Source organism: Anaeromusa sp. (genome assembly GCF_028691475.1).
GTDB lineage: Bacteria > Bacillota > Negativicutes > Anaeromusales > Anaeromusaceae > Anaeromusa.
On record NZ_JAQUZF010000157.1, the window covers coordinates 1 to 4,673 of the forward strand.

Below are 4,673 nucleotides of genomic sequence, written 5' to 3' on the forward strand. Positions count from 1 at the left end.
GATACGGATGTGTCTCCTTTTGATCCCGGTTCGTACGCTTCCAGCACTACCTATGTGACTGGTATGGCGGTTAAGCTGGCGGCGGAGGAATTGCGCGGCAAGATGCTGGAACAGGCGGCTAAATTATTGGAAGCAGACGGGGCTCAAATTTCTTTCGACGGCGTGAAGTTTTGGAGTGAGGATGGCAAGAGGCGATTGACCGTGGCCAAGCTGGCGGAACGGATGGCTTTAGGCGCGGGATGTCAGCAATTGACAGGGCAGGGCACTTACGGCAGTCCCACGTCGCCGCCGCCCTTTGTGGCGGGCTTTGCGGAAGTGGAAATTGACAAGGCTACCGGCAAGGTGACGCCTATCGATTTTGTGGCCGTTGTGGACTGCGGCACGGTGATCAATCCGGCTTTGGCCCGCGTACAGACTGAGGGGGGCGTTGTCCAGGGGATTGGCATGGCGCTCTATGAAGAAGTGCGCTATACTGGGCAAGGGCGTTTGGAAACCTGTAATTTTATGCAATATAAGATTCCTTGCCGCAAGGATGTGGGAAACGTGCGGGTGGCCTTTGAGCCTAGCTACGAACCGACAGGTCCTTTCGGCGCTAAGTCCATCGGCGAGGCGGTCATTAACACGCCAGCGCCGGCGATTGCCCATGCCGTCTTCAACGCTACCGGCGTGCAGCTGACGCAGCTGCCCTTGACGCCGGAAAAAGTGTTGAACGCATTACTAACCAAGAAACGAGGCTGAACCATGGAAAAAACCCATCCTGTTAACGAGATGCTGCCGCTGAGCAAATTGTTTGTGTACGGTCTGCAGCACGTGCTGGCTATGTACGCCGGGGCAGTGGCGGTTCCTCTCATTGTGGCGAATGCCCTGGGGCTGAGCAGCGAGCAATTAATTTATCTGATTAACGCCGATCTGTTTACCTGCGGCATTGCCACCATTATCCAAACTGTCGGCTTTGGGAATATGGGCGTGAAAATTCCCATGATCCAGGGCGTGACTTTTGCCGCCGTGACGCCCATGATTTTAATCGGCCAAGCGCACGGACTGACCGGTATTTACGGCTCGATTATTGTGGCCGGGATTATAACGTATCTCGCCGCTCCTTATTTCAGCTCCCTTTTGCGCTTCTTCCCGCCGGTGGTGACGGGGACGATCATTACGATTATCGGCGTGACGCTGATGCCGGTGGCGGTGCGCTGGGCTGGCGGCGGCAATCCGGCGGCTAAGGACTTTGCCAGCGCGGCTTATATCTTGCTGGCGTTGGTGACCTTGGCGTTGGTTCTTTTCTTTTACCGCTTTTTCAAAGGATTTATCAGCAACATTGCAGTGCTCTTAGGTTTGTTGTGCGGTACGATCTTAGCCAGCTTTTTCGACATGGTCAATTTTTCCAAAGTAGGCGATGCTTCCTGGCTGGGAATTACTACCCCTTTTGCTTTCGGCTATCCTACTTTTGATGCGGCCTCTATTGCCGCTATGGTGCTGGTCATGCTGGTGGTTATGACGGAGACGACTGGCGACTGTATCGCCGTAGGCGAAATTGTCGACAAGAAGATTACTAAAGAGGATTTGAGCCGCTGCTTGCGGGCGGATGGCTTCTCCACGATTCTGGGCGGTATTTTCAACTCCTTTCCCTATACGGCCTTCGCGCAGAACGTAGGCTTGGTAGCATTGACGAGGGTCAAAAGCCGCTTTGTGGTTACCGCTGCCGGAGTTATTCTGATTCTTTTGGGCCTCGTGCCCAAACTGGCTGCGGTGATTGCCGCCATTCCCTTGCCAGTTCTGGGCGGCGCAGGTATTGCCATGTTCGGCATGGTTGCGGCCAGCGGGATGAAAACCTTGTCACGAGTTGAGTTTGACGGTACGCAGAACATTATGGTTGTTGCCGTCAGTCTGGGCGTGGGCATGATTACGTTGGCGGTGCCGAATTTCTATCACAACTTCCCGGCCTGGGCTCAAGTTATTTTGCATAGCGGTATTACCGCCGGCAGCATCGCCGCTATTGTGCTCAATTTGCTTCTCAATGGCGTTTCCTCAGAGGAGAAAGAGCTGGAAGCCGGTCAAAACAAGTATCTATAAACTGCTTTATAACATAAAACGCGGGGCTTTGCTGTTTTGGCAAAGCCCCGCGTTTTTAATAAAATTAATATGTGAATTTCGTACCCTCCGATTAAAAAGCCAGAAGACGTCGGTTGCTGTGCCGTCCATGGCGCAACGGACCCTAAGTGCATCCGGCACTGTCGTACTCTTGTTCAAATTTTGTATTTCGTAATCTTTGCTCTGTTCTTTTAAATTGAAACATCCGGCGACGGTTCTTCACCTACAAAGCGAACCTGGCCAGATTTGAAGTCGGCAATACGGGCCAGCGATTCCAGACGGTAGCCGGCGTTTTTGATTTTGGCGGCGCCGGGTTGAAAGGATTTTTCAATGGCAATACCGATGCCGACAACTTTGCTGCCTGCTTGGCGTACCAGCTCGGCCAAACCTAAAGCAGCTTCTCCGTTAGCCAGAAAATCATCGATAATCAAGACGCGCTCGCCAGGCGGCAGGAAGCGTTTAGATACAATGACATCACTAGTGAGATTTCTAGTGTAAGAATGGACTTGGGTAGCATATACCTGATCATTCATGGTGGTAGAGCGTATTTTGCGGGCGAATACCAAAGGGACGCCCATGCGCAGCGCCGTAGGCAGAGCAATGGCGATGCCGGAGGCTTCTATAGTGAAAATGCGCTGTACGCCTTCATTGGCGAAGCGCCTGGCGAATTCTTCGCCTAGCTCCATCATCAAAACAGGATCAATTTGCTGGTTGAGGAACGAATCGACTTTTAAAATGCGGTTTTCTAGAACCAGGCCTTCCTTGCGAATGCGTTCTTTAAGCAGTTCCATACTAAAACTCCTTCTTTTAAGAAACCACAAAGTGGCGGCTTCCTATCTAACAATAACTTCATTAGGCCATTGTATCATATCGCAATTGGGAAGTGAATGATTTTTGGGAGAAAGAAGTAAGAGGAAGCAAATGCTTCAAATAAAATAACAAAAATGAAAAAAACTTGTGATATAATAACATTATTGTAATGGTCTGTGTGTGGTGAGAGATAGGGAGGGGTTTCTTATGGAAGAAAAGACAAGCGTTGGCAGAGTGCGGCAAGTATTGGAAGCGTCCGGGCTGCCGTTGCAGGTGCGGAATATGGAAGAAACGACGCGGACAGCGGCGGAGGCGGCTGCGGCGATTGGCTGCGAGGTAGGGCAGATTGCCAAGTCCATTGTTTTTCAGGGGAAAAAGAGCGGTATGCCGTTTTTGGTGATAGCCAGCGGCGCTAACCGCATTAACGAACGCAAAGTAGCCAAGTATTTTGGCGAGGCCCTGCGCAAGCCGGATGCGGACTATGTATTGGAACATACCGGCTTTGCCATTGGAGGCATTCCGCCGGTAGGGCATATAGAGGAGATTCCGTGCCTGCTGGACGAAGACCTTTTTCAATACGCCGAACTTTGGGCGGCGGCAGGTTCGCCTTTTGCGGTATTTCGCGTGACAAGCCAGCAATTGCAGGAACTCACTGGTGGACAGGTGGTTGAGGTGAAATAACGCAGGGGGTAGAGTGCAGTATTTTCCTTGACGCCGACCGACGGTGACGCATAAAATGGTAAAGACGGCAAGGTTTGGGCCAGGTTTTAGCGCGTAAGAAATGGTTGGTTGAGTAAGGAAGGAAGTACGAATGAGAAAGACGGTAGGGCTTTGTTTGGGGTTAGCAGCGAGTCTTTTGCTTTTGCCGGCTGCCTCTGCGCAAGCAGTGCTGCAGGAAGAACAAGAGATGAGTGTGGCTGCTGCTGCAACCATGGAGCCGCTGGATTATGCTTTTTTAGAAGCGCCTGCTTCTGGGAAATTGGAATTGTATGATTTGCGCAGTGTGGAGAGCGGTTCGGTTTTGACGATGTATCTGGATACGGAGCGGGGGCCGATTTGGCTGCAGCTTCGCTTTGACGGCGGTTATGTCGAGGCTTGGCTGCCGCATCGCCAGCAGACGTTGTGGCAGGTGCCGGTGTCTGCGGTGTCCCGCAAGAGTCCCTTGACTGTGACGCTGCGGGATGGTCAGCTGGTTGTGGCAGTCGGATCTAGTAGCGCCACTTTAGATGATATCAAGGCTTTTCAAGGCGTATTTACGACCCAGGGCGTATCTGGTCGGATGAAGGTCTATAGCTGGCAGGAGTCGAGCAAGAAGCGCCTGCTCCTGGCGTGAAAAAGATACATGGTTACGGGGATTTGAACAAGAGTCGCGGGAGTGACCGGAGGGTACGCAAGAGGGCTGTGAGAAGTGCTTCTGGATATATTCTTTATGGGATTGAAACAAAGAAAGAGCTGTGGCAGACTTGATTGCAAGTCTTGCCGCAGCTCTTTTGCTATGTTGGAGTGTATGGATATTTAGTTTGTAATCAAATATAACGATCAAATTGGCTGTGATGATACGTTTCTTGTGTTTGGCTTTTGGTTTAATACCAGAATTTAAGCGTTTATTAAAAAGAATCGTATTTTGGCAGGATTTTGAAAATGGGAATGGTATAGTTAACTTAACAAAACTTTGTGGGTGGTGAAAGCGTCGGTATATAGTGATGAGAAGGACAGTCCGAGAAGATTACTTAAAAATGATTTCATCGAAAACAACCTAGAAAAGATTATTA

5 protein-coding genes are annotated in these 4,673 nt (G+C 50.8%); 4 read left to right on the forward strand and 1 reads right to left on the reverse strand.

Annotation, left to right across the window (positions count from 1 at the left end):
- Nucleotides 1–738, forward strand: a 738-nt coding sequence (locus PHF27_RS13380) for a molybdopterin cofactor-binding domain-containing protein (protein WP_300071101.1), incomplete at its 5' end; no start/stop codon positions are given.
- A gap of 3 nt (nucleotides 739–741) precedes the next feature.
- Nucleotides 742–2,073: a nucleobase:cation symporter-2 family protein gene (locus PHF27_RS13385; protein WP_300071103.1), complete on the forward strand. Its 1,332-nt coding sequence runs from the start codon at nucleotides 742–744 to the stop codon at nucleotides 2,071–2,073.
- Between the two features lie 209 nt (nucleotides 2,074–2,282).
- Here the strand turns inward: PHF27_RS13385 and PHF27_RS13390 are convergent, their stop codons facing one another.
- A complete protein-coding gene (locus PHF27_RS13390) occupies nucleotides 2,283–2,882 on the reverse strand; it encodes a xanthine phosphoribosyltransferase (RefSeq protein ID WP_300071104.1) in 600 nt (199 codons plus the stop codon).
- A gap of 226 nt (nucleotides 2,883–3,108) precedes the next feature.
- Here PHF27_RS13390 and PHF27_RS13395 point away from each other — a divergent pair, with 226 nt between their 5' ends.
- On the forward strand, nucleotides 3,109–3,582 hold the full coding sequence (locus tag PHF27_RS13395) for a YbaK/EbsC family protein (RefSeq protein WP_300071106.1): 474 nt from the start codon (nucleotides 3,109–3,111) through the stop codon (nucleotides 3,580–3,582).
- 130 nt (nucleotides 3,583–3,712) lie between these two features.
- Complete coding sequence (locus PHF27_RS13400) at nucleotides 3,713–4,234, forward strand: hypothetical protein (protein WP_300071108.1); 522 nt, start codon at nucleotides 3,713–3,715, stop codon at nucleotides 4,232–4,234.
- Nucleotides 4,235–4,673 lie beyond the last annotated feature (439 nt).